Source organism: Actinomycetospora soli (genome assembly GCF_021026295.1).
GTDB classification, from domain to species: domain Bacteria; phylum Actinomycetota; class Actinomycetes; order Mycobacteriales; family Pseudonocardiaceae; genus Actinomycetospora; species Actinomycetospora soli.
In genome coordinates, this window is sequence record NZ_JAJNDA010000010.1 from 227,680 (window position 1) to 249,731 (window position 22,052).

Sequence of the window (22,052 nt, forward strand, 5' to 3'; positions counted from 1 at the left end):
GCAACGACGCGTTCCTGCCACCCACGGCGCTCAGGCGGCGCTCAGTCGGCGATCTCGCAGATCACCGCGCCCTGGTTGACCGAGCCACCCGTCTCGACGGACAGGCCGGTCACGGTGCCGCCCTTGTGCGCGGTCACGGGGTTCTCCATCTTCATGGCCTCGACGACCACGATCTGGTCGCCCGCGGAGACGGTGTCCCCCTCGGAGACGGACACCTTCACGACGGTGCCCTGCATCGGCGAGGTGACGGCGTCGCCCGAGACCTTCGCGCCGCCGCCGGAACGCTTGCGCGACTTCTTCTTCGCCGCGGGCGCGGCGCCGCCGCCGCCCCCGCCGATGGCGAGGTCACCGGGCAGGGACACCTCGAGGCGCTTGCCGCCGACCTCGACGACGACGGTCTGCCGCGGCGCGACCTCGTCCTCGTCGTCGCCCTCCCCGGCGGCCACGTACGGCTCGACCGTGTTCTCCCACTCGGTCTCGATCCACCGCGTGTGCACGGTGAACGAGGACGCCCCCTCGGGCGCGGTGAAGGCCGGGTCGGTGACGACGAGGCGGTGGAACGGGATGACCGTCGGGAGGCCGTCCACGACGATCTCGTCCAGGGCGCGCCGCGAGCGCTCGAGGGCCTGCTCCCGGTCCTCGCCGGTGACGATCAGCTTGCCGACCATCGAGTCGAAGTTGCCGCCGATGACCGAGCCGGCCTCGACGCCGGCGTCGACCCGCACGCCCGGGCCGGAGGGCGCGACGAAGCGGGTCACGGTGCCCGGGGCGGGCAGGAAACCGCGGCCGGCGTCCTCGCCGTTGAGCCGGAACTCGATCGAGTGCCCGCGCGGCTCCGGGTCGGAGGTGATGCGCAGCTCCTCGCCATCGGCGATCCGGAACTGCTCGCGCACGAGGTCCAGGCCACTGGTCTCCTCGGAGACCGGGTGCTCGACCTGCAGGCGGGTGTTGACCTCCAGGAACGAGATCGTGCCGTCCTCGCCGACGAGGAACTCCACCGTGCCCGCGCCGGAGTAGCCGGCCTCGAGGCAGATGTCGCGCGCGGAGGTGTGGATGCGCTTGCGCTGCTCGTCGGTGAGGAACGGCGCGGGCGCCTCCTCGACCAGCTTCTGGTGACGGCGCTGCAGCGAGCAGTCGCGGGTGCCGACGACGATGCAGTTGCCGTGCTGGTCGGCGAGGACCTGCGCCTCGACGTGGCGGGGCCGGTCCAGGTAGCGCTCGACGAACGACTCGCCGCGCCCGAACGCCGAGACGGCCTCGCGGACGGCGGCGTCGAACATGTCCTTGATCTCGTCGCGCTCGCGGGCGACGCGCATGCCGCGGCCGCCACCGCCGAACGCGGCCTTGATGGCCACCGGCAGGCCGTGCTCGTCGGCGAAGGCGATGACCTCGTCGGCGTCGGCGACCGGGTCCTTCGTGCCCGGCACCAGCGGCGCACCGGCCCGCTCGGCGATCTTGCGGGCGGTGACCTTGTCGCCGAGGTCGCGGATGGCCTGCGGGGACGGGCCGATCCAGATCAGCCCGGCGTCGAGGACGGCCTGGGCGAAGTCGGAGTTCTCGGAGAGGAAGCCGTACCCGGGGTGGATCCCGTTCGCGCCGGACTGCCGCGCGGCGTCGATGATCTTCTCGATGTTCAGGTAGGAGTCCGCCGCGGTCTCCCCGCCGAGCCCGAACGCCTGGTCCGCGATCCGCACGTGCGGCGCGTCGCGGTCCGGGTCCGCGTACACCGCGACGCTCGTCAGGCCCGCGTCCTTGCACGCGCGTGCCACGCGGACGGCGATCTCGCCTCGGTTGGCGATGAGCACGGTGTGCAGGGCGTCCTGCTGAGCCTGCGGAGCCATCGGAGGAGCCTCCCGGGGGGCGTTCGCGTCGTTGCGGGCTGGTGGGGCCGCGCGCAGTGTAGGGCGGCCGGACCTCGGTGATCGACTGGACGGGCCAGGAACGGTCGGACGTGACCGTTCTCGGGGACTCTCCCGCACCTCACGCGCCTGCGACACCGCATCGTGCGTGGTCATGGCCACAGCCGCCGTCCCGACGACGGGCGGTGCCCGGCCCCGCGGGCCCGGTCGCTACCGTCGTGCCCCGATGACCGAACGCGGACGATGGTGGGGGCCCGCGGTGGCCGTGTGCGCGTCCGTGGCGGCGCTCGCCGGGACCGTGGCCGCGGTCGCGACGGCGGCGGGTGCGGACTCCGACGCCGCCCGGCGCACCGACACCCGCGCGGCGGGCCCGGTCTCCCCGGCGGCCTCGCCCACCGTGGCGACCCCGACGGCCCCGCCGGTCACCACCCGGCCCGGTCGCGTCGGCGACCCGACCCTCGGCGCCACGGTGGCCGCGGAGCCGGACTGGACGCCGGCCCGGGACCAGGACCTGGTGCCCGTCACGCCCGGGCGGTTCCCCACCCTGCTGACGCTCGGCGGGGACACCGCCCGCGCCGTCGTCATGCTCGGCCGGCTCGACCCGGCCCGCGGGTTCGGCGAGGACGCGCTGGCCGACGAGGCCCGCCGCCTCGTCGGGGCGTTCGCCGACGGCGTGCGCGGCGACCGGGACGGCCGCATCGTCACGGTCTCCGACGAGGCGTCCACCCTCGACCGACGCGACGCGTTCACCTCGGTCAGACGCACGCCCGACGGCACGCTCGTGCGGGTCACCACCGTCGCCGGGGCCCGCGGCGAGCCGGGGCTGGTGCTGCTCGCGGTGGCGACGGCGGGCCGGTCCCAGGCCGCTGACGCGAACGCCGCCGACCGCATCGTCCGGTCGCTGTCCTCCACCGGCGCGGACGCGCCCGGACGGGCGAGCGCGCCGCCCGCGGCCGCGCCGCCGGGGACGCGGGTCAGCCCACCGTCGGAGCCCGCCACAGGTCGCTGACCTCGATCCCCAGCTCGGCGAGCAGCCGCCGCACGAGCGGCAGGCTGATGCCGATGACGTTGGACGGGTCGCCCTGGATGCCCTCGACGAGCCAGCCGCCGAACCCGTCGAGGGTGAACGCACCCGCGACGCCCAGCGGTTCGCCGGAGGCCAGGTAGGCCTCGAGCTGGGCGGGGGTCGGTTCGGCGAAGGTCACGAACGTCGTCGCGTGCCCCGAGATCTCGGCCGCGACCGCCCCGTCGCGCAGGCGCACGAGGGCGTGTCCGGTGACGAGTTCGCCGTGCCGGCCCGCCATCCGTTCCCACCGGGCCCGGGCGTTCTCCACCGTGTGCGGCTTGCCGACGAGCTCGCCGTCGATGTCGAGCATCGAGTCGCACCCGATCACGACGACGTCGTCCTCCCCGGTCGGCACCTGCCCCGCCACCGCCCGGGCCTTCGCCAGCGCGAGGGCGGTGACCTTCTCGGCCGACGTCGCCTCGCCGAGCTGGGTCAGCAGGGCGTCCTCGTCGACGGCGGAGACGATGACGTCGGGGTCCACCCCCGCGGCGCGCAGCACACCGAGGCGGGCGGGGGACGCGGAACCGAGCACGAGACGCACGGCGGACGACCCTAGGGGGCGGGCCGCGTCCCGGCAGGCCCGGACGCCCCCCGCCGCGCCGCCTCGACGGCGGGGACGATCGCGCGTTCGGACGGCGAGCCGGGTGCGGACCGGTGGTCGCAGCCCCACGAGACGGCGACCTCCGGGGCCGCGACCAGCACGGCGCGGGCGGCGAACCCGCCCGCCTCACCCATGCCGTCCACGCGCAGCACGCGCACCACGCCCGGGAGGACCCGGTCGGCCGCGGCCTGCGCGTTCGCGGCCACCCTGCGCCGGCCGGGCCGGAGCACCGCCCGGACGATCAGCAGCACGACGAGCACCGGGCTCAGCGCCACCAGCGTGAGCCCGTACAACCGTCCGAGCACCGTCCGCACCACGTGTCGTCCCACGCCGCCAGGGCTTCCCGACGGAGCGACCGAGCACGCCGACGAGGGGTCGCGCCCGGCGGCGGAGGGCCGCCCCGACCTCAGCGCGGCAGCGCCGACGCCCGCCAGGCCCCCGGTCCGGGCGAGAGCGGACGCCGGACGAGCGACTCCCGCTCGGTCCACACCGAGCGGGGGCCGGTGTCCTCGGGCGCCCCGCCACCGCCGGACGCGGCCGCGAGGACGGCGGTCAGCGCGGCCACCTCCTCGGGCGAGGGGTCGCCGCGGACGATGCGCAGGACGGGCCGGCGCGGCCCGTCGTCGGGAAGCTCCTCGTCCGTCACGGTGTCCTCCGCCCGCGCTCGTCTCCGGCGTGCCTCACAGCGGGATGTTCCCGTGCTTCTTGGCGGGCAGCGTCTCGCGCTTGGTCGAGAACGAGCGCAGCGCGCGGGCGATGTAGCCGCGCGTCCACGACGGCGGGACGACCGCGTCGACGTAGCCGCGCTCGGCCGCGACGTAGGGGTTCGCGAGGGTGTCCTCGTACTCCTGCTGCAGCTCGGCGCGCCGGGCGGCGACGTCCCCGCCGGAGTCCTCGACCTTCTTGAGCTCCTTGCGGTAGAGGATGCTCACCGCGCCCGAGGCGCCGGTCACGGCAATCTGGGCGGTCGGCCAGGCGAGGTTGAGGTCGGCGCCGAGGTGCTTGGACCCCATGACGTCGTAGGCCCCGCCGTACGCCTTGCGGCAGATGACGGTGATCAGCGGGACGGTGGCCTCGGCGTAGGCGTAGATCAGCTTCGCGCCGCGGCGGATGATGCCGTTGTACTCCTGGTCGGTGCCGGGCAGGAAGCCCGGGACGTCGACGAAGGTCACGACCGGCACGTTGAACGCGTCGCAGGTGCGCACGAAGCGCGCCGCCTTCTCGCTGGCGCCGATGTCCAGGCAGCCGGCGAGCTGGGACGGCTGGTTCGCGACGAAGCCGACCGGCCGCCCCTCGACCCGGCCGTACCCGACGACGATGTTCGCCGCGTAGAGCTCCTGGACCTCGAGGAACTCCTCGTCGTCGACGACGCGGCGGATGACCTCGCGGATGTCGTAGGGCTGGTTCGGGGAGTCGGGGATGAGCGCGTCGAGCTCCAGGTCGGCCTCGGAGAGGCCCTCCTCGACCGCGCCGGACTCCTCGTCCGCCGGCAGCCGCGGCGGCTCGGAGAGGTTGTTCGACGGCAGGTAGCCCAGGAGCTCCTGCACGTAGGCGATCGCGTCGTCCTCGTCGGAGGCGAGGTAGTGCGCGTTGCCCGAGGTGGTGTTGTGCGTGCGGGCGCCGCCGAGGGTCTCGAACTCGACGTCCTCGCCGGTGACGGTCTTGATGACGTCGGGTCCGGTGATGAACATGAACGAGGTCTCGTCGACCATCACCGTGAAGTCGGTGAGCGCGGGGGAGTACACCGCGCCGCCGGCGGCCGGACCCATCACGAGCGAGATCTGCGGGACGACGCCGGAGGCGTGCGAGTTGCGGCGGAAGATCTCGCCGTAGAGCCCGAGCGCGACGACGCCCTCCTGGATGCGCGCGCCGCCGCCGTCGTTGATGCCGACGACGGGGCAGCCGATCTTCATGGCCACGTCCATGACCTTGACGATCTTCTCGCCGTAGACCTCGCCGAGCGCGCCGCCGAAGACGGTGGCGTCCTGGGAGAACACGCAGACCGGGCGGCCGTCGACGGTGCCCTGGCCCGTGACGACGCCGTCGCCGTAGGGGCGGTTCGCGTCGAGACCGAAGTTGGTGGAGCGGTGGCGGGCCATCGCGTCGAACTCGAGGAAGCTGCCCTCGTCGAGCAGCAGGTCGATGCGCTCGCGGGCGGTCTTGCGGCCCTTGGCGTGCTGCCGCTCGACGGCCCGCTCCGAGCCGGCGTGGACGACGTCGTCCTGGCGCCGGTGCCAGTCCGCGAGCTTGCCGGCGGAGGTGTGGACGTCGGGCTCGTCCGCGGCCTCGTCGGGCTCGGGTGGCGGCTTCGTCGCGGCGGTCATGGGGCCGGACCATAGCGAGGTCCACGGTGCTCCACCCACTGGTGCACAGGAGTGATGATGGGCACTCCTCTACCGTGCGCGGGATGATCCCGGGAGTGCAGGACGCCGCCGCCTGGAAGGCGTTGCAGACCATCGCCGTCGCGCCGACCGGGCCGTGGGCGCGCATCGACGTGGTGGACGCCACGGGCTCGACCAACGCCGACCTCGCCGCCGCGGCCGCGCAGGGCGCCCCGGACCGGTCGGTGCTCGTCGCCCACCACCAGACCGCGGGGCGGGGCCGGCGGGAGCGGACCTGGGAGTCGGGGCCCGCGCAGGGGCTCACCTTCTCCCTGCTGCTGCGCCCCACTCAGGTGCCGCAGGAGCAGTGGGGCTGGGCGCCGCTGATCGCGGGCCTCGCGCTGGTGCTGGCCATGGAGGACTACCGCGCGCCGGCCTCCGTCGCGACCCTCGAGGCCGCCCTGAAGTGGCCGAACGACCTGCTGCTCGGCCCCGACCAGCGCAAGGGCGCCGGCATCCTGTCCGAGGTCGTGCCGGGCGGCTCCGGGGGCGAGCGCAGCGACGGGGGTCAGGAGCAGGCCGGGCACGCGCTCGTCGTCGGGATCGGCATCAACGTCTCGACGCCGGAGGCCGAGCTCCCCGAGGGCGGGACGTCGCTGCTCGCCCAGAGCGTCCGGCGGTCCCGGCCCGACGTGCTCGGCGACGTGCTCGCCGTGTTCGCCTCGCTCGAGGACGACTGGCGGGCGGCCCGCGGCGACGCGGCCCGCGCCGGTCTGCTCTCCGGCTACCGGCAGCGGTGCGCGACGCTCGGCCGCGAGGTGCGCGTGGCGCTGCCCGGTGACCGGGAGCTGGTGGGCGTGGCCGACGACGTCGACGACGACGGGCGGCTCGTCGTGCGGACGCCCGACGGCGGGTCGACCACGGTCGCCGCGGGCGACGTGGTGCACGTCCGGCCCGTCTGACCTCACCCGTCCGGGGTCCGCGCGCGGCGCGGGACCTCGAATCCCGCCCACCGCGCGGATACCCTCGATCGGCGCACCGCCGGCGGGAGGGGGAGGTCCGTGGCGTACCCGGAGCGTCTCCTCGTGGCCGGCGAGCGGGTCGTGCGCCACGTCCGGCCGCACTGGCGGATGCTCGTCGTGCCCGCCCTGCTCCCGCCGGTCGTGGCGTTCGTGGGCGCGTGGCTGGTCGCCGTGGCCCGCCCGACGACGTGGTCGACCGCGGTGCTCGTCGCGGTCGGCGTCGTCGCGGTCGCGGTGCTCGGCTGGTTCTCCGTGGCGCCGGTGGCCCGGTGGCGCGCGACGCACTTCGTGGTCACCGACCGCCGGGTGCTCGTGCGGGAGGGCGTGTTCTCCCGCTCGGGCATCGTGGTGGTCGGACGCAGCATCACCACCGTCCGCACGGTGCGCGGCGGACTCGACCGGTTCCTCGGCGCGGGCACGCTCGTCGTCGGGGTCGACGACACCCGGGAGCCGTGGCGCTTCGACGGCCTCGGCCGCGTCGAGCGGGTCGCCGCCGACATCGAGCGGATGGCCGAGCGGCGCGGCGGCCTCGACCCCGACCGGTGGGGCACGTGGGACGACGACGATGCCGACGCCGACGAGGACGAGGACGACGACCGGTACGACGACGAGGTCGACCGGGCTCCCGACGAGTTCGAGGACGTCGAGGACGCCGAGTGGGACGAGGAGCCCGAGCCGGAACGCTTCCCGCGGCTGAGGCGCCTCTCCGGTCGCCGTCGGGAGCTCCCGGCGGGCCGTTAGCCGTCCCTCCCCGGACCTGACGGACGCGTCGTGCGTGGCCCCACGGCACGCACGACCGAGCCCGACGGAACCGATCGCCGCCCGGCACCGTCAGCACCCGTGTGGGAGTCGACGCGTTGCCGGGCTGGATCGAGGCGCTCGGGCTCGGCCCGGGCACGGTCGTCGTCGGGACCCCGGGGCGGGTGGACCGGGTGTGGTGCGTGCACCCCGGTCCCGAGCGGACGTGGGAGGTCTACTGGTTCGAGGGCGGCGAGCGGTACGCCTGGACGCGCTTCGAGGAGGAGTCCGCGGCCTGCTTCCACCTCTTCGGGCGGCTGGCGTGGACGCAGATGATGCGCGGCGCGCTCAGGGCCGGATGACCGCGAGCACCGCGTCGTGCAGGGCGCCGTTGGTGGACAGCGCCTCGCCGCCGTCGATGCGCTCGCCGCCGGAGAAGTCGGTCAGCCGCCCGCCGGCCTCGCGCACGACGACGGCGGGGGCGGCGAGGTCCCAGGCGCTCGCCCCGGGCTCGACCGCGGCGTCGAGCAGGCCCTCGGCGACGAGCACGTGGTGGTGGAAGTCGCCGAAGGCGCGGCTCTCCCAGGTGGCCTCGGTGAGGGCGAGCCAGCGGTCGCGGGCGCCGATCTCGCGCCAGTAGTCGAGGTCGGTGGTGGAGACGTAGGCGTCGGTGAGGTCGGCGATCCCCGACACCGACAGCGGTGCCGCGTCGATCCCGCGGGCGACGTCGGAGGTGAACGCACCGTGCCCGCGCGCCGCCCACCAGCGCCGGCCGAGGGCGGGCGCGCTGACCACCCCGACGACGGGCTCCCCGCCGCTCATCAGGGCCAGCAGCGTCGCGAACACGGGGACGCCGCGGGAGAAGTTCTTGGTGCCGTCGATCGGATCGACGATCCAGTGCCGGGCGGCGGGGTCGGACACCGACGAGCCGCGCTCCTCGCCGAGCACCGCGTCGTCGGGACGTTCGGCGGCGATGAGGCGCCGGACCTCGTCCTCGCAGGCGACGTCGGCGTCGGTGACGGGCGTGCGGTCGGGCTTGCGGTCGACCACCAGATCGCTCGCGCGGAAGCGGGAGAGGGTCACGCGGTCGGCGGCGTCGGCGATGCGACGGGCGAGGTCGAGGTCCGCGGTGAGGTCACTGGTCACGGCGCTCATCCTGCCGAACGAACGTCCCACACGGATCGCGCACCGGGCGGTCTACGCTGGTCGTTCATGACCACGGTGCTCCTCGTCGAGGACGATGCGGCGATCGCCGGACCGCTGTCCCGGGCCCTCACGCGCGAGGGCTACGAGGTGGACGTGGTGGACGACGGGCCGAGCGCCGTGACGCGGGCCGGTGAGGGCGAGGTCGACCTCATGGTCCTCGACCTCGGGCTGCCGGGCATGGACGGCCTCGAGGTCTGCCGCCGGGTCCGGGCCGGCAAGCCCGACCTGCCCGTGCTGATGCTCACGGCCCGCACCGACGAGGTCGACTTCGTGGTCGGTCTCGACGCGGGCGCCGACGACTACGTGGGCAAGCCGTTCCGGCTGGCCGAGCTGCTCGCCCGCGTGCGGGCGCTGCTGCGCCGCCGGGCCCCCGAGATCCTCGACGCGGGCGGGGTGCGGATGGAGCCGTCGGCGCGCCGCGTGCTCGTGGACGGCGTGGAGGTCGGGCTCGCGAACAAGGAGTTCGAGCTGCTGCGGGTGCTGCTCGCGCACGCGGGTCAGGTCGTGTCGCGCGAGGAGATCCTCCGGGAGGTGTGGAACGACCCGGAGATGAAGACCTCGAAGACGCTCGACATGCACATGTCCTGGCTGCGCCGCAAGCTCGGCGACACCGACGGCGGGCCATCCGGCGGCAAGCGCATCTCGACCGTGCGCGGGGTCGGGTTCCGCTTCAACACCTAGGCCTGGTTCGCCGTGCGTCGTCGGATCCTGATCTCGACCCTGCTCGTCGTCGCGATCACCGTCACCGTCCTCGGCGGGCCGCTGGCGCTGACCACCTGGCGGCTCGTGGAGGACTTCACCCACGCCGACCTGGCGGGCCGGCTGCGCCAGGTGGTGGCCACACTCGACTCGCAGCTGCAGTCCGACCGTCCGGTGGACCTCTCGGCGGTGGCGATCGCGGTGCCGCCGGGCGGGTCGCTCGTGGTGCGCACGCCCCGCGGGACGAGCGCGATCGGGGACACCACCGATCCCGACCAGGTCGCCGAGAGCGCCTCGTTCGGCATCAACGGCTCGGCCGTGATCGCCGAGCCGGCCGCCGAGATGCGGTCGCGGCAGCTGCAGGCGACCGCGCTGGTGCTCGCGGCGATCGTGCTGTCGGTGGCGGTCGGGGCGGTGGTCGCGACGCTCACCGCCCGTCGTCTCGCCGACCCCCTCCAGCAGGTGGCCGGGCGGGCCGCCCGGCTCGGCGCCGGCGACTTCCGGCAGGCGCCGCTGCGGCACGGCATTCCCGAGCTGGACCGGGTCGCCGACGTGCTCGACTCGTCGGCCGTGGCCCTCGCGGAGCTCGTGCAACGCGAGCGGGACCTCGTCGGCGACGTCTCCCACCAGCTCCGGAGCCGCCTGACCGCCCTGCAGCTGCGGCTCGACGAGCTCTCGTCGCACCCCGACCCGGAGGTCTCCGCCGAGGGAGGGGCGGCGCTCGAGCAGGCCGAGCGCCTGGCCGAGGTGCTCGACGAGCTGCTGAACTCCGCGCGGGCGGCCCGGGCGGCGAGCGCGTCGCCCCTGGAACTCGACGGGGAGCTCGCGGCGGTCGCCGACGAGTGGCAGGACGCGGCCTCCGGACAGGGCCGCGCCCTCCGGGTGCGGGTGGCCGAGGGGCTCGTGGCGCGGGCGACGTCCGCGCGGCTGCGCGAGGCGCTCGGGGTGCTCGTGGACAACGCGCTGCGGCACGGGGCCGGCACGATCACGATCGCGGCGCGGCACTCCGACCACGACACGATCGTCGTCGAGGTCTCCGACAACGGCGACGGCGTGCCCTCGGAGCTGGCGCCGCACGTGTTCGACCGCGGGGTGTCGGGCTCGGCGTCCACCGGGGTCGGTCTCGCGCTCGCCCGGGCGCTGGTCGAGGCCGACGGCGGTCGTCTGGAGCTGGCCCGGACGAAGCCCGCGGTGTTCGCGCTGTTCCTGCCGGTGCCGCGGACCGATCAGGCGGTCGCCTCGCCGCGGCCGTTGCCCGCGACGGGGCCGCGCTGACGCTGACCCCCGCGGTGGCAGGGAGGCGTCGTTGCCGTCGGCCGGTGGCAGCAACGACGCTCTCCCGCCACGACCGGGGAGGCTCAGCCGGACAGCGCCGTCGGGAAGACCCAGCGCCGGAAGGCCCACCAGCGGAAGGCCATGGCGAGCAGGGTGCCGACGACCTGCGCGCTCACGAGGTCGGCGACCTGCTCCGTGAACGCCGACACGGTCGGCGTGGCCAGGTCGAGCACGTAGCGGGAGATGCCCAGGGGCGCGGCGTTGACCGCGAGGGCGGCGCCGCTCACGACGAAGTACAGGCCCGCCTCCCGACGACGGGCGAGGCCGCCCCGGGCGCGGAAGGACCACTCGCGGTTGGCGACGTAGCCGACGACGGTCGCGACGAGCACGGCCAGGATCTTGGCGGTGACCGGCTTGGGCTCGAGGATCGTGCTCTTGAGCAGCAGGAACACGCCGGTGTCCACGACGAAGGTGCTGGCGCCCACCAGGGCGAACCGCACCAGTTCCCCGTGCCGGAGCCACGCCGAGCTCAGGCGGGACCCCGTGGCGGAACTCATCGCGGACGAGTCTAGGACCTCGGACGCGGACGACCCCGGGGGATCGACACCGGGGGAAGGCAAGCTTAGGCTCACCTCAGTCACGATCGAGGGAGGACGCGATGTCGCTGCGGCTGCCGGTGGGTGAGGTGACCGCCCTGCTCGGACCGGGCCTGGTCCGTCGCCGGGTGATGGCGGCGCTGGACGACGGCTGCGTCCCCGGCACGGTGCGGCTCACCGCGGCCAGGGACGAGTCCGCGCTCGCGCGACGCGCCACCGTGGCGTCGGCGGCCGGTGCCGCCGTGGTGCTGGCCGACCGGCTCACCGACGGCCTCGAGGCCGCCGACCGCCGGACGGTGCTCGCGGGCCTCCGCGACCTGGCCGCGGCGGGCGCCGCCGTCCTGGTGGACGACGTCGACCCGGTCGCGACGGTCGCGGTGGCGGACGGGGCGCTGCGGGCCGACCGGACCGGCGCCCTCGTCCTGGAGCGTCTGGACGAGGCCTACTTGGCCTCGTAGGTCAGGCAGTCGGCGACGTCGGCGCCCTGGCCGCCGATCTCGACCGACGAGGCGGTGCACTCGAGCTTGTCGTTGAACTTGCACTCGGAGCGGTGGCACGCCCCGACGAGGCCGCCCTGGTCGACGCCGCCGCGGAACGAGATCTCCACGAACGTGCCGCAGGCGGAGCCACCCACGGTGATCGCACCGGCGTGGCAGGAGGAGTTCTCGTTGTACGAACAGCTCGTGGCGGCGCAGGACTGGACGGTCGGCAACTCGCGCATCGAAGTCATGGCACGAGGATGTCCGGTTCCGCGACGCCCCAACAGCAAGCGAAGGCTCCACTCACCTGGACCCGCCGTCGGGAGTGCGACGCGCCGACCTGCGTCGACGCCGTCGGACGGACCGCGACGACCGCTCGCGCGGGTCGAGTTCGCGAGATGTGTCACCGGATCGGGCCAACGATGACGGGGACTCCCCGTAGGTGTGCCTGACCTTCGCCCGTTCGGCCCTTGCTCCCGTGCTCACCTGGTGTTCACGACGGCGGGTGTTGTCGCGCGCCGCACTCGGCATGTACTTGCCGATCGGCAAGCGATTGCCGGGGAGGCGGACATGGCGCACGAGGCGATGGCCGTGGTGGCCGAACAGCGGGAACGGCTGGCCGAGCGGGTCCGCCCGCCGTGGTGGTACTGGACCGTGATGACGGCCGCGACGGTCGCGATCCTGGTCTCCCAGGTCGTCGACGCCCGCCTCTCCACCGCCGCGGTCGGCGTCGTCGTGACCATGGGCCTCTTCGTGCGGATGCAGCGGGCGATCCGCACCGACATCCGCTCCGGACGGGTCCGGCCGTGACCGCTGCCGTGCGCACCGGGCGGGTGCGGCCGACGTGAACCCCACGCGCGACCCGGTCCTCGAGGTCGGGCCCCGGCTCGCGATCTGCGCCCTCCTGCAGGGCGCCGCGTGGGCCGACTTCGCCACGGTGCGCGACACCGTCGGTGCGGGCGACTCGGTGGTCTCCAAGCACGCACGCTCGCTGGAGGATGTGGGCTACCTGGAAATCCGGAAGGGTGCGGTGGGGCGCCGGCCGCGCACGTGGTTCCGCCTGACCCCCGTCGGCCGGGCGGCCCTGGAGGCGCACCTGGCCTGGTTGACGAGCCTGTCCGGGGTGCTCGACGGCGTCGACGCCGACCAGCCCTCCTGACGAGGGGCCGGGCAGACTGCCGCGTCGTGCGCATCGGTCTGACCGTCCTGCCCGAACACCCGCGCGACGAGGCGACCCGGCGCTGGCGGGCGGTCGAGGAGCTCGGGTTCGCCACCGGCTGGACCTACGACCACCTCGGCTGGCGCACGCTGGTCGACGGGCCCTGGTACGGCGCGGTGCCGACGCTGTCGCTGGCCGCGACGGTCACCGAGCGGATCGAGATCGGGCCGTTCGTCGTCAGCCCGAACGTGCGCTCGCCCGTCCCGTTCGCCCGCGACGTGATCACCCTGGACGACCTCTCCCGGGGTCGGTTCACCGCGGCGCTCGGCGCGGGGACACCGCGGGGCTACGACACCGAGGTGCTCGGGGTGCCGCGACCGGCGAGCCGCCTCGCCCGGTTCGAGGAGTTCACGGTGCTGCTCGACCGGCTGCTCACCGAGGAGCGCGTCACCCACCGCGGCGAGTACTACACGGCCGTCGAGGCCCGCAACGCGCCCGGCTGCGTGCAGCGACCGCGGGTGCCGTTCGTCCTCGCCGCCGACGGGCGGCGCACCGTCGACCTCGCCGCCCGGCTCGGCGACGGGTGGGTGACCACCGGAGCGGGCGGCGAGGACCTCGCGGCGTGGTGGCGCGGCGTGGCGGACCTCGCCACGGCGTACGGCGAGGCGCGCTCCCGGGCCGGGCACGACCCGGCGTCGGGAGGAAGGATCCTCAACACCGACGGCGCGCCGGTCTACGCCCTCTCCGCGGCGGGCCTGTTCGACGACGTGGTGGGCCGGGCGGGCGAGCTCGGCTTCACCGACGTCGCCGTCGCGTGGCCGCGCCGGGAGGGCGTGTTCGCGGGCGACGAGGACGTGCTGACCGCGATCAGCGTCCCTTCGTCGCCACGACCAGCGAGCTCTGGCCGTTGAGGCGCTGGGTCAGCGGGTCGAGGATGCGCCCGTAGGACTTGGCGACCTCGGTCGCCACGAAGGACTCGGTGCTCCACCCCCGGCTCCGCAGGGTCGCGGCGGGGTCGGGGCGCTCGTCGCTGTACAGCAGCTGCTGCATGTCCACGCCCATCCTGCCCGCGACCCGGCGGAAGGCGGGGTCGTCGAACTGCTGGGTGATGTTGGTGAAGTCCTCGATCGCCCACTCCGACCCGGGGGCCGAGAGGTCGTCGATCGCGTCGACGAGCGCGCTCTGGGCCTCGGCGGGCAGGTAGGGCAGGAGGCCCTCGGTCAACCAGGCGGTCGGCGTGGCCGGGTCGAAGCCCGCGGCCCGGAGGGCGGCGGGCCAGTCGTCGCGCAGGTCGGCGAGCACCGTGCGGCGGTCGCAGTGGGGCGTGGCGCCCTCCTGCTCGAGCACGGCGTCCTTGAACTCGATCATCTTCGCCTGGTCGACCTCGTAGAACGTCGTGCCGGCCGGCCACGACAGTCGGTGGGCGCGCGTGTCGAGCCCGGAGGCGAGGACGACGACCTGGCGCAGGCCACGCTCGCCCGCGCCCTGGAAGAACTCGTCGAAGAACCGGGTCCGGGTGCCCATGTAGCCCGACATCATCTGCCAGAGCTCGTCGTCGGAGTCGTCCTGCGGCTCGACGGGCCGCGTCGCGAGGGGCTGCGGCGGATTCGCGGCCTGGACGAAGGCCTCGGCGTAGGGGTCGGAGATCAGCCCGTCCGGCCGGTGGGTGTCGACCGCGCGGCCCGCCGCCACGACCAACGCCGTCAGCCCCACGCTCGACACCACGTCCCACTGCTCGAAACGGCTGTCCGTCACGTCCGCCTCCTCGAGAACCGATTGTTAGCTTTCGAAAGGAGGGTCCCCGGGACGCCGGGTCCCGCACAAGCGGAGGGTGAGAGGTCCGACACCCTCCGTGCCCGTACGGCACTCCGGCCCGGTTCGTGCTAGACGACGCCGCATGACGATCGGGGCGGGCCGGGCCCGTCAGGAGCAGGTCTACCGCGACGGCGTGTCGGGGTCCCGTCCCCGGGTCCCGACGACGGCGGGGGAGCTGGAGCGGCGCGGCCGCCGGGCGATGTCACGTCGGGCGGACGCCTACGTCACCGGCGGGGCGGGAGCCGAGGCCACCGTGCGCGCCAACCGGGCGGCGTTCGAGCGGTGGCAGACCGTGCCGCGCGTCCTGCGCGACGTCGGGTCCCGGGACCTCTCCACCGAGCTCTTCGGCCGTCGCCTGGACCACCCGCTGCTGCTCGCCCCGATCGGGGCGCTCGACCTCGTGCGGCGCGGCGCGGACCTCGCCGTCGCCCGGGGCGCCGCCGCCGCGGGCGTACCGATGATCGTCAGCAACCAAGCGGGCACGGCGATGGAGGCGCTCGCCGGGATCGGGCGGCGGTGGTTCCAGCTCTACTGGTCCACCTCCGACGACCTGGTCGACAGCTTCCTCGCGCGTGCCGAGGCCAGCGGGTGCGAGGCCGTCGTCGTCACCCTCGACACGACGATGCTCGGGTGGCGCCCGCGCGACCTCGACCTGGGGCACCTGCCGTTCAGCCGCGGGCTCGGGATCGCGCAGTACACCTCCGACCCCGTCTTCTCGCGGCTCGCGCGGGAGCGGGCGGCGACCCCACGCTCCGGACCCGCTCCGCGGATCACCCCGCAGGCCGTCCGCACGCTGCTCGAGATCACGCACAACTTCCCCGGGTCCACGCTGGAGAACCTGCGCTCCCCGGTGCCGCGGGCCGCCGTCGAGACCTTCCTGGAGGTCTACTCCCGGCCGCACCTGAGCTGGGACGACGTCGCGACCCTGCGGTCCCGGACCTCCCTGCCGGTCGTGCTCAAGGGCGTCCTGCACCCCGTCGACGCCCGCCGCGCGGTCGACGCGGGCGTCGACGCGGTGCTCGTGTCCAACCACGGCGGGCGACAGGTGGACCACGCCGTCGCCGCGTTGGACGCGCTGCCCGGGGTGGTGGAGGCGGTCGCCGACCGGCTCCCGGTGCTCCTCGACTCGGGCGTGCGCACCGGGGCGGACGTCGCGCTCGCCCTGGCCCTCGGCGCGCGGGCGGTGTGCCTGGGGCGCCCCTTCGTCTGGGGGCTCGCGCTGGCCGGGGCGGAGGGGGTCGCGCAGGTCGTGGGCGACGTGCTCGCCGAGCTCGACCTCACCGTCGGGCTCGCCGGCGCCTCGTCCGCGGCGGAGCTGGAGGTGCAGCGGCGCTACTGACCGCTCTCCACGGCGAGCGGCCGTCGGGTCACCGAGACCCCGCCCATCATCGCGAAGCCGCTGACCTTGACCCGTGGCCCGGGCGTGCCGCTGGGCGCGCCCGCCTGGTCGGCGAAACCGCCCATGAACCCGACGCCCGTGACCTCGACGACCGCGTCCGGGTCGACCACGACCTCGCACCCGCCCATCAGCGCGAACGCCTGCACGGTGACGTCGACCCCGACCCCGCGCAGGTCGACGTTCGCGCCGCCCATCACCGACACGACCTGCAGCGTGAGGCCGCGCGAGTCCAGGTTCGCGTGGCGCAGGTCGAGGCTCGTCCCGCCCATGACGCTGACGGCGCGGTGCGTCAGCCCGGGCGTCCACGTCCCCGACCGGTCCGCGCCGCTCATCACCGCGACCGACCCGGTGGCGTCCGGCCGGGTGGCGATCTCCTTCCCGACGGCGGGTCGGGACGGCTGGGCGGTCGGCTCCGGCTCCAGGTCCGCCGTGATCGGCGCCAGCTCGTGGCGGAACGTCGCGGCGTACGCGGCCCGTTGCCGCTCGTCGCCCTCGACCATCGTCAGGCGGCCGTCTCCGACCGCGCGCCGCACGAGGTCGGCCACCTGTTCGCGCTCGGCGTCCGAGGCGCGGACCGCCGGGGTCGGGTCGCTCATGGCGTGCAGCCTCCCGCGCCGGCGCCCCGTTGTCAGCCGTGGCACACGGCTGACGCTGGACGTCAGCAGGACGCCACGCTCGCAGGCCCGCGGCGAGTGGCCGCTGAGCCATGACGTCCGCTCAGTGCAGCAGCACGTCCAGCACCGGCTCGAGCAGGCCGCGGCGGGGTGTCCGCTCGGTGAGCACGTCGAGGTCGAGGACGTCCAGGTCGACCACGGGGCCGTCCGCGGTCCACCGGCTCCCGTCGGTGCCCCAGTGCCCGGAGGTCACCGTGCCCGACGACGGGACGGTGGTCGTGGGACGGGGCGCGGGCGACCGGGCGCCGGAGCTGCCCGACCTCGAGCTGCTCGACCCCGCGCCGGTTGACCCCGCGCCGGTTGACCCCGCGCCGGTTGACCCCGCGCCGGTTGACCCCGAGCCGGTTGACCCCGACGGTCGCGAGCCGGTCGAGGAGCCGGCGCCGTCCGACCCGGGAGCGTCGACCCCGGAGGAGTCCGGCCGGGGGACGTCCGGCCGGGGAGCGTCCGACCCGCCGTCGGGAGGAGGCACGGGCAGGGGAGCCGGCGGCACCACAGGCACCGACCCGGCGTCGGGAAGACGCAGCACCGGCGGCCCGGCGACCGGGGCCTCGGGGCCGAGGGTGGTGAGGGCCGTGGCGGTCGCGAGGCCGAGGCCGGCGAGCCCGACGACCGCGGCGCCGAGGCGTCGGGTCCGCGGGACCTCCGCGGAGCGGGTGAGGCCGCCGAGGGCGCCGATCACGCCGACGACGCCGCTGCCCGCGACGACGAGCTCCGCGGTCGACGGCACCCACGCCCCCTGCCGCGTGGCGAGGTAGCCGACGAGGGCGGCGCCGAGCACGAGGGGCGCGATGGCGGTGCGCACGATGCCGGAGTTGACCTCGCGGAGTTCGGCGGCGAGGGCGCGGCAGTCGGCGCACTCGCGCAGGTGCTCCTCGACCTTCACGGCGTCGCGCTTGGAGAGCCCACCGCGGGTCCAGGCGCCGAGCTTCTCCTCGGTCTCGCGGTGCCTGCGGTCCTTCGGCGGCGCGCCGGGGCCGCCCCCCGCGAGGTGCTCCTGCAGGTAGGCCTGGCGCAGCCCCTCGCGGGCGCGGTAGCCGAGGGCGGAGACGGCATTGGGGGTCAGGCCGAACAGCGGCGCGATGTCGGCGGGGGAGTCGCCCTCGACCTCGAGGTGCCAGAGGACGGCCTGCCAGCGCTCGGGGAGGGTCGCGAAGGCCCGGGCGGCGAGGGAGCGTTCGAGGCCGGCGACGGCGGGGTCGGCGAAGGGGACGACGGTGCGTTCCGGATCGACGCCGATGACCTCGCCCATGTCCTCGGTGAGGTCGAGGCGGCGTTCGGCGCGGGTGCGGTCGTAGGCGAGGTGGCGCAGCGAGGTGAGCAGGTAGGCGCGGAACGCCTCGGTGGGGCCGCCGCCGGCGCGCAGGATCTCGAGCAGGCGGGCGAAGGCGGCGGAGACGAGGTCGTCGGCGTCGGCGGGGGAGCGGGCGAGCTGGCGGGCGAGGGCTCGGGCGGCGTCGCGATGGCGGTCGTAGAGGGTGCCGAACGCGACCGTGGACTCGTCGTCGGCGGGGCGGCCGCGGATGACGCCGAGCAGCTCGGCGTCACTGGGTCCGGGCAGCGCGGGACCCGACGCGGCACCGCCGACCTCGGCCATCCGGACACACCTCCCCCCTCGCCGACGAGTCTGAGGTCGGTTCGGGGAGGATCCCGGCAGTGTCACCGTCACGGATGACCGTCTCGCGCGTCGCCAGGGAGAGCGGTCGGCGATCGACACGGTCGGTCACGCCGCCCGACACGACGGCGGAGGCACGCGGAGCAGTGGAGGTACGTGGCATGACGCTCGCGGACGAGCGGCGGGACGAGGTCGTCGACAGCGCCCCCGCGGGTGCCGATCCCGCCCCCCTCGCCCGCGGCGCCGGCGTGGGGCGGTCCGGCCCCGCGCACGACGCGCTCCGGGAACGCTGGTTCGCGTGCAGCAACGCCCTCGGGTGGTCCGTGGCGAGCGAGTGGCCGGATCCGACCGTCGAGGAGGTGTGCGAGGTCGTCCTCTCGGGCCGGGTCGGGCCGCCCCTGGAGCACGCCCTCACGCGGTGGGCGGGCGCGCGCGCCGCGGCGGGCATCGGGCTGGACGAGACGCTCTCCGACCTGGCGGCGCTGCACACCGCGGTGAGCGGCGCGCTGGGCGACCTGGGGGAACGCCGACGCCTCGGCCTGCCGGGCGCCGAGGGCTCGCGGCTGGTGCGGGTGGTGTCGCTGGGCTGGACCGACGTGGCCTGCGGTGACCTCTCGGAGGCGGCCGCCCTCGACCCGCTGTCCGGGCTGGCCAGCGCCCGCTACCTGCGGACCCGGCTCGCCGAGGTCTACCGCGAGGCCCGTGCACACGGGACGTCGGTGAGCGAGCGGACCGCGCTCGTCGTCGTGACCCTGCAGGTGGCCGGATGGTCCCGGGTGGCCCCGCTGACCGTCGCCGGCGACGCCGCGGCGGTGGTGTTCGACGCCGGCGAGACGATCGCCGTGGTGGGCCGGTCCACCGTCGTCGTGCTCGCCCCGCGGGACGGCCTGGCCGGTCGCGTGCGGGTCCTGCGGGGTCTGCTCGCCCGGCGGCTGGCCGGCGCCACGGGGGTCCTCGGGGCGCCGAGCGCGCGGATCGTCGCGCTGCCCGCCTCGCTCGAGGGGGTCGGAGACGTCCTCGCGAAGCTGCGCGACGCCGAGCCCGCCGTGCCGCGACGGGACCGCATCCTCGGGTTCGACGTGCCCGTGATCGCCCCCGAGGGCGACGCCGACTAGGTTCTCCGCCCGTGGAGGAGCGCACCGGCCTGCCCGTCGTCGCGATGGTCGGCGGCGGCCAGCTGGCCCGCATGACCCACCAGGCCGCGATCTCCCTCGGGCAGACGCTGCGCGTGCTGGCGACCTCGCCCGACGAGGCCGCGGCGCTGGTGACCCCCGAGGTCCGGATCGGCGACCACCGGGACCTCGACGCGCTGCGCGGGGTCGCCGCGGGCGCCGAGGCCCTGACCTTCGACCACGAGCACGTCCCCGGCGAGCTGCTGACGACGCTCGTCGCCGAGGGCGTCACCGTGCACCCGGGGCCGGAGGCCCTCCTGCACGCGCAGGACAAGCTCGTGATGCGCCGACGGCTGGCGGAGCTCGGCGAGCCGGTCCCGGCCTTCGCGCCGGTGGGGTCCGCCGCGGACCTCGAGGCCTTCGCCGCGGAGCACACGTGGCCGGTGGTGCTCAAGGCCGCGCGCGGGGGCTACGACGGTCGCGGGGTGTGGGTCGTCGACTCCGCCGACGAGGCGCGACCGCTGGTCGCCGAGCTGCTGGACGCGGGGACACCGCTGCTCGTCGAGGAGAAGGTGGCTCTCGCGCGCGAGCTCGCCGTCGTGCTGGCGCGGTCGCCGTTCGGGCAGGCCGCGGTGTACCCGGCCGTCGAGACCGTGCAGTCCGACGGCATCAACACCGAGGTCCTCGCGCCCGCCCCCGGCCTGTCCGAGGACACCGCGGAGGAGATCGAGGAGCTGGCGATCCGCATCGCCGCCGCGACCGGGGTGGTGGGCCTGCTCGCCGTCGAGCTGTTCGAGACCCCCGACGGCCGGGTGCTGGTCAACGAGCTGGCGATGCGCCCGCACAACTCGGCGCACTGGTCGATGGACGGCGCGGTCACCGGGCAGTTCGAGCAGCACCTGCGGGCGGTGCTCGACTATCCGCTCGGGTCGACCGCGACGCTGCGTCCTGCGTGCGTGATGGCGAACGTGCTGGGCGGGGACCCGCTGCCGTCGACGGGCCCCGATGAGCGCCTGCACCACACCCTCGCCCGCTTCCCGGAGGCGCGGGTGCACCTCTACGGCAAGGGCGAGCGCCCGGGCCGCAAGCTCGGGCACGTGACGATCACCGGTGACGACATGGTCGAGGTCCGCCGGCGTGCCCGGTTGGCCGCCGACCACCTCGCCACGGGTGTCTGGACCGACGGATGGAGTGCGCACTAGATGTCGTCTTCGGAGCTGGTCCCGGGCCAGGCGGTCGCGAGGACGGGTTCGTCCTCGCAGGTCTCGGACGCGCGGCTGCCCCCGCTGGTCGGCATCGTCATGGGCTCGGACTCCGACTGGCCCACGATGCAGGCGGCCGCCACGGCCCTCGACGAGTTCGGCGTGCCGTGGGAGGCGCGGGTGCTCTCGGCGCACCGCACGCCGCGGGCGATGCTGGAGTGGTCGGAGACGGCCGCGTCGCGCGGGCTGCGGGTGGTCGTCGCGGGGGCCGGCGGGGCGGCGCACCTGCCCGGCATGGTCGCCGCGGCCACGGTGCTGCCGGTGATCGGCGTGCCGGTGCCGCTCAAGCACCTCGACGGCATGGACTCCCTGCTCTCGATCGTGCAGATGCCCGCGGGCGTGCCGGTGGCGACCGTGTCGATCGGCGGCGCGCGCAACGGCGGCCTGCTGGCCGTGCGCATCCTCGCGGCCGCCGACGCGGGGCTCGCCGCGCGGATGGCCGACTTCCAGGCCGACCTGCGCACCTCGGTGGCGGGCAAGGACGAGGCCGTGCGCAAGCTGGGGCCGGGCTCGTCCTGACGGCGGGTCGGGGCCGGTCGGTCGGGCCCCAAGCCCCCTCGGTGGCAAGCCCCCTCGGTGGCAGGAAAGCGTCGTTGCTGGCGTCCAGTGACAGCTTTGACGCATCGTCGCAGGTCGTAGGCCGGACACGGCCGTGATTGTCGGGGGTGGCTGCTAGCTTGCGAACATGAGTTCGAACGAGGTGGTGGACCCGGTCAGTGTGGAGCTGACCGCGTTGCTCGCGCGCCTCGCTGAACTCGCCGAGCTGCCCACCGATCCCACCTCTGACGGCGGCGCGGCGTGCATCGACCGGATCGCTCTGCTGGAGAAGCTGCGTTCAGCGGTGGCGGCGGCGCAGCACACTGCGATGGTCGCGTTCGGTCGCGCTCAGGTCGAAGCCCAGATCGAACTCGTCGCCGAGGGCCGGTTGGACCCGGAGAAGCTCGGCCGGGGGATCGCCGACCAGATCGCTTTGGCCGCGCACGTCTCCCCCCACATCGGCGACCGCCGGTTGTCGGTGGCCCGGGCGCTCGCCACGGATCTGCCGTGCACGCGGGCGCTGCTGGTGGTCGGGCGCATCTCGGAGCAGCTCGCCGAACACGTCGTGTCCGTGACCTCGCACCTGGACCCGGAGCTGCGGGCGTTGGTGGACAAGG

The 22,052-nt window shown here is 75.1% G+C and carries 26 protein-coding genes; 15 read left to right on the forward strand and 11 right to left on the reverse strand.

All coding sequences use genetic code 11. From position 1 onward, the window contains the following. Window positions 1-41: 41 nt before the first annotated feature. Entirely contained in the window at window positions 42-1,841 is a 1,800-nt protein-coding gene (locus LN037_RS18200) for an acetyl/propionyl/methylcrotonyl-CoA carboxylase subunit alpha (RefSeq protein WP_230755146.1), read from the reverse strand. Between the two features lie 244 nt (window positions 1,842-2,085). Here LN037_RS18200 and LN037_RS18205 point away from each other — a divergent pair, with 244 nt between their 5' ends. Then, the gene (locus LN037_RS18205; RefSeq protein ID WP_230755148.1) at window positions 2,086-2,868 is read left to right on the forward strand and encodes a hypothetical protein; all 783 of its coding nucleotides are present in this window, start codon (window positions 2,086-2,088) and stop codon (window positions 2,866-2,868) included. Here the strand turns inward: LN037_RS18205 and LN037_RS18210 are convergent. From LN037_RS18210 to LN037_RS18225, 4 genes are all read right to left on the reverse strand, one after another. Further along, window positions 2,834-3,466, reverse strand: a complete 633-nt coding sequence (locus LN037_RS18210; RefSeq protein ID WP_230755150.1) for a Maf family protein — start codon at window positions 3,464-3,466, stop codon at window positions 2,834-2,836. The genes LN037_RS18205 and LN037_RS18210 overlap by 35 nt on opposite strands. A gap of 11 nt (window positions 3,467-3,477) precedes the next feature. Continuing rightward, window positions 3,478-3,831 carry a hypothetical protein gene (locus LN037_RS18215; RefSeq protein WP_230755152.1) on the reverse strand — a complete coding sequence of 118 codons (354 nt, stop codon included), beginning with the start codon at window positions 3,829-3,831 and terminating at the stop codon, window positions 3,478-3,480. A gap of 101 nt (window positions 3,832-3,932) precedes the next feature. After that, entirely contained in the window at window positions 3,933-4,172 is a 240-nt protein-coding gene (locus tag LN037_RS18220) for an acyl-CoA carboxylase epsilon subunit (RefSeq protein WP_230755154.1), read from the reverse strand. Between the two features lie 34 nt (window positions 4,173-4,206). Then, on the reverse strand, window positions 4,207-5,850 hold the full coding sequence (locus LN037_RS18225) for an acyl-CoA carboxylase subunit beta (RefSeq protein WP_230755156.1): 1,644 nt from the start codon (window positions 5,848-5,850) through the stop codon (window positions 4,207-4,209). Window positions 5,851-5,933: 83 nt separating this feature from the next. Between LN037_RS18225 and LN037_RS18230 the strand changes: the two genes are divergently transcribed. From LN037_RS18230 to LN037_RS18240, 3 genes are all read left to right on the forward strand, one after another. Beyond that, window positions 5,934-6,809 carry a biotin--[acetyl-CoA-carboxylase] ligase gene (locus tag LN037_RS18230; RefSeq protein WP_230755158.1) on the forward strand — a complete coding sequence of 292 codons (876 nt, stop codon included), beginning with the start codon at window positions 5,934-5,936 and terminating at the stop codon, window positions 6,807-6,809. 99 nt (window positions 6,810-6,908) lie between these two features. After that, window positions 6,909-7,610, forward strand: coding sequence for a PH domain-containing protein (locus LN037_RS18235; RefSeq protein ID WP_230755160.1), 702 nt, complete (start codon window positions 6,909-6,911; stop codon window positions 7,608-7,610). 101 nt (window positions 7,611-7,711) lie between these two features. Continuing rightward, entirely contained in the window at window positions 7,712-7,969 is a 258-nt protein-coding gene (locus LN037_RS18240; protein WP_230755161.1) for a hypothetical protein, read from the forward strand. Here LN037_RS18240 and LN037_RS18245 read toward each other — a convergent pair. Continuing rightward, entirely contained in the window at window positions 7,956-8,762 is an 807-nt protein-coding gene (locus LN037_RS18245) for an inositol monophosphatase family protein (RefSeq protein ID WP_372460488.1), read from the reverse strand. The genes LN037_RS18240 and LN037_RS18245 overlap by 14 nt on opposite strands. A 57-nt stretch (window positions 8,763-8,819) precedes the next feature. Between LN037_RS18245 and LN037_RS18250 the strand changes: the two genes are divergently transcribed. Both LN037_RS18250 and LN037_RS18255 read left to right on the forward strand, forming a co-directional pair. Beyond that, window positions 8,820-9,494, forward strand: coding sequence for a response regulator transcription factor (locus LN037_RS18250; protein ID WP_230755165.1), 675 nt, complete (start codon window positions 8,820-8,822; stop codon window positions 9,492-9,494). A 12-nt stretch (window positions 9,495-9,506) separates the two neighbouring features. Continuing rightward, window positions 9,507-10,787 (forward strand): sensor histidine kinase, encoded by a 1,281-nt coding sequence (locus tag LN037_RS18255; protein ID WP_230755167.1) that lies wholly within the window; start codon window positions 9,507-9,509, stop codon window positions 10,785-10,787. 83 nt (window positions 10,788-10,870) lie between these two features. On the opposite strand, the gene LN037_RS18260 is transcribed toward LN037_RS18255, so the two are convergent. Next, window positions 10,871-11,344, reverse strand: coding sequence for a GtrA family protein (locus tag LN037_RS18260; RefSeq protein WP_230755169.1), 474 nt, complete (start codon window positions 11,342-11,344; stop codon window positions 10,871-10,873). Window positions 11,345-11,445: 101 nt separating this feature from the next. Here LN037_RS18260 and LN037_RS18265 point away from each other — a divergent pair, with 101 nt between their 5' ends. Further along, window positions 11,446-11,841, forward strand: coding sequence for a hypothetical protein (locus tag LN037_RS18265; RefSeq protein WP_230755171.1), 396 nt, complete (start codon window positions 11,446-11,448; stop codon window positions 11,839-11,841). On the opposite strand, the gene LN037_RS18270 is transcribed toward LN037_RS18265, so the two are convergent. Beyond that, window positions 11,826-12,113, reverse strand: coding sequence for a DUF1540 domain-containing protein (locus LN037_RS18270; RefSeq protein ID WP_230755173.1), 288 nt, complete (start codon window positions 12,111-12,113; stop codon window positions 11,826-11,828). The genes LN037_RS18265 and LN037_RS18270 overlap by 16 nt on opposite strands. Window positions 12,114-12,432: 319 nt before the next feature. Here LN037_RS18270 and LN037_RS18275 point away from each other — a divergent pair, with 319 nt between their 5' ends. The 3 genes from LN037_RS18275 to LN037_RS18285 are packed head-to-tail and all read left to right on the forward strand — an operon-like array spanning window position 12,433 to window position 13,932. Then, window positions 12,433-12,672 carry a hypothetical protein gene (locus LN037_RS18275; RefSeq protein ID WP_230755181.1) on the forward strand — a complete coding sequence of 80 codons (240 nt, stop codon included), beginning with the start codon at window positions 12,433-12,435 and terminating at the stop codon, window positions 12,670-12,672. A gap of 34 nt (window positions 12,673-12,706) precedes the next feature. Continuing rightward, window positions 12,707-13,021 (forward strand): winged helix-turn-helix domain-containing protein, encoded by a 315-nt coding sequence (locus LN037_RS18280; RefSeq protein ID WP_230755183.1) that lies wholly within the window; start codon window positions 12,707-12,709, stop codon window positions 13,019-13,021. A gap of 26 nt (window positions 13,022-13,047) precedes the next feature. Then, on the forward strand, window positions 13,048-13,932 hold the full coding sequence (locus LN037_RS18285) for an LLM class flavin-dependent oxidoreductase (RefSeq protein WP_230755185.1): 885 nt from the start codon (window positions 13,048-13,050) through the stop codon (window positions 13,930-13,932). Here the strand turns inward: LN037_RS18285 and LN037_RS18290 are convergent. Further along, window positions 13,889-14,776, reverse strand: a complete 888-nt coding sequence (locus LN037_RS18290; protein WP_230755187.1) for an SAM-dependent methyltransferase — start codon at window positions 14,774-14,776, stop codon at window positions 13,889-13,891. The two genes, LN037_RS18285 and LN037_RS18290, sit on opposite strands and share 44 nt — an antisense overlap. Window positions 14,777-14,918: 142 nt before the next feature. Here LN037_RS18290 and LN037_RS18295 point away from each other — a divergent pair, with 142 nt between their 5' ends. Beyond that, window positions 14,919-16,175, forward strand: a complete 1,257-nt coding sequence (locus LN037_RS18295) for an alpha-hydroxy-acid oxidizing protein (RefSeq protein ID WP_230755189.1) — start codon at window positions 14,919-14,921, stop codon at window positions 16,173-16,175. Here the strand turns inward: LN037_RS18295 and LN037_RS18300 are convergent. Both LN037_RS18300 and LN037_RS18305 read right to left on the reverse strand, forming a co-directional pair. Next, the gene (locus tag LN037_RS18300) at window positions 16,169-16,831 is read right to left on the reverse strand and encodes a DUF1707 SHOCT-like domain-containing protein (protein WP_230755191.1); all 663 of its coding nucleotides are present in this window, start codon (window positions 16,829-16,831) and stop codon (window positions 16,169-16,171) included. The genes LN037_RS18295 and LN037_RS18300 overlap by 7 nt on opposite strands. Window positions 16,832-16,952: 121 nt before the next feature. After that, a complete protein-coding gene (locus LN037_RS18305; protein ID WP_230755194.1) occupies window positions 16,953-18,506 on the reverse strand; it encodes a sigma-70 family RNA polymerase sigma factor in 1,554 nt (517 codons plus the stop codon). A gap of 179 nt (window positions 18,507-18,685) precedes the next feature. Here LN037_RS18305 and LN037_RS18310 point away from each other — a divergent pair, with 179 nt between their 5' ends. The 4 genes from LN037_RS18310 to LN037_RS18325 form a co-directional block, all read left to right on the forward strand. Then, a complete protein-coding gene (locus LN037_RS18310) occupies window positions 18,686-19,639 on the forward strand; it encodes a GGDEF domain-containing protein (protein ID WP_230755196.1) in 954 nt (317 codons plus the stop codon). 11 nt (window positions 19,640-19,650) lie between these two features. After that, a complete protein-coding gene (locus tag LN037_RS18315; protein WP_230755198.1) occupies window positions 19,651-20,838 on the forward strand; it encodes a 5-(carboxyamino)imidazole ribonucleotide synthase in 1,188 nt (395 codons plus the stop codon). A gap of 75 nt (window positions 20,839-20,913) precedes the next feature. Continuing rightward, on the forward strand, window positions 20,914-21,417 hold the full coding sequence (purE, locus tag LN037_RS18320) for a 5-(carboxyamino)imidazole ribonucleotide mutase (RefSeq protein ID WP_230755218.1): 504 nt from the start codon (window positions 20,914-20,916) through the stop codon (window positions 21,415-21,417). A gap of 199 nt (window positions 21,418-21,616) precedes the next feature. Further along, window positions 21,617-22,052 (forward strand): DUF222 domain-containing protein (locus tag LN037_RS18325; protein WP_230755200.1); only part of this gene is annotated, 436 nt, incomplete at its 3' end.

Bases quoted from the DNA above. Each gene is read 5' to 3' on its own strand.
- LN037_RS18200 (WP_230755146.1), bottom strand. From the start codon at position 1,841: ATGGCTCCGCAGGCTCAGCAGGACGCCCTGCACACCGTGCTCATCGCC.
- LN037_RS18205 (WP_230755148.1), top strand. From the start codon at position 2,086: ATGACCGAACGCGGACGATGGTGGGGGCCCGCGGTGGCCGTGTGCGCG.
- LN037_RS18225 (WP_230755156.1), bottom strand. From the start codon at position 5,850: ATGACCGCCGCGACGAAGCCGCCACCCGAGCCCGACGAGGCCGCGGAC.
- LN037_RS18230 (WP_230755158.1), top strand. From the start codon at position 5,934: ATGATCCCGGGAGTGCAGGACGCCGCCGCCTGGAAGGCGTTGCAGACC.
- LN037_RS18245 (WP_372460488.1), bottom strand. From the start codon at position 8,762: ATGAGCGCCGTGACCAGTGACCTCACCGCGGACCTCGACCTCGCCCGT.
- LN037_RS18250 (WP_230755165.1), top strand. From the start codon at position 8,820: ATGACCACGGTGCTCCTCGTCGAGGACGATGCGGCGATCGCCGGACCG.
- LN037_RS18260 (WP_230755169.1), bottom strand. From the start codon at position 11,344: ATGAGTTCCGCCACGGGGTCCCGCCTGAGCTCGGCGTGGCTCCGGCAC.
- LN037_RS18265 (WP_230755171.1), top strand. From the start codon at position 11,446: ATGTCGCTGCGGCTGCCGGTGGGTGAGGTGACCGCCCTGCTCGGACCG.
- LN037_RS18270 (WP_230755173.1), bottom strand. From the start codon at position 12,113: ATGACTTCGATGCGCGAGTTGCCGACCGTCCAGTCCTGCGCCGCCACG.
- LN037_RS18275 (WP_230755181.1), top strand. From the start codon at position 12,433: ATGGCGCACGAGGCGATGGCCGTGGTGGCCGAACAGCGGGAACGGCTG.
- LN037_RS18295 (WP_230755189.1), top strand. From the start codon at position 14,919: ATGACGATCGGGGCGGGCCGGGCCCGTCAGGAGCAGGTCTACCGCGAC.
- LN037_RS18300 (WP_230755191.1), bottom strand. From the start codon at position 16,831: ATGAGCGACCCGACCCCGGCGGTCCGCGCCTCGGACGCCGAGCGCGAA.
- LN037_RS18305 (WP_230755194.1), bottom strand. From the start codon at position 18,506: ATGGCCGAGGTCGGCGGTGCCGCGTCGGGTCCCGCGCTGCCCGGACCC.
- LN037_RS18310 (WP_230755196.1), top strand. From the start codon at position 18,686: ATGACGCTCGCGGACGAGCGGCGGGACGAGGTCGTCGACAGCGCCCCC.